The organism is Micromonospora sp. NBS 11-29 (assembly GCF_002140155.1).
Taxonomy (GTDB): domain Bacteria; phylum Actinomycetota; class Actinomycetes; order Mycobacteriales; family Micromonosporaceae; genus Micromonospora.
This window is the reverse complement of sequence record NZ_NAPR01000030.1, coordinates 1-323: the sequence shown is the minus strand read 5'-3', so window position 1 is coordinate 323 and position 323 is coordinate 1. Positions and strand designations below refer to the sequence as shown.

Annotated in this window: 1 protein-coding gene; it reads left to right on the top strand. The window is 66.9% G+C overall.

Features of this window, described 5'->3' with window-relative positions:
- A partial coding sequence (locus B1205_RS32550; RefSeq protein ID WP_254910246.1) for an acyltransferase domain-containing protein occupies positions 1 to 323 on the top strand: 323 nt, incomplete at both ends.

Here is a 323-nt window from a genome sequence, read left to right as displayed (position 1 = left end):
GCGCAGCGGTCCGGGATGGGTCGGGGACTGTACGAGGCGTTCCCGGTGTTCGCGGAAGCGTTCGATCGGGTGTGCGCGTTGTTCGAGGGGCGTCTTGATCGGTCGTTGCGGGAGGTGGTGTTCGACGGGGGTGACCTGTTGGATCAGACCGCCTTTACGCAGGCGGGGTTGTTCGCGGTCGAGGTCGCCCTGTGGGAGTTGTTGTCGTCGTGGGGGATCGGCGCGGACTACGTTGCCGGGCATTCGATCGGTGAGGTGACCGCCGCCCATGTGGCGGGTGTGTTGTCTCTTGAGGACGCCTGTGTGCTGGTGGCGGCGCGGGG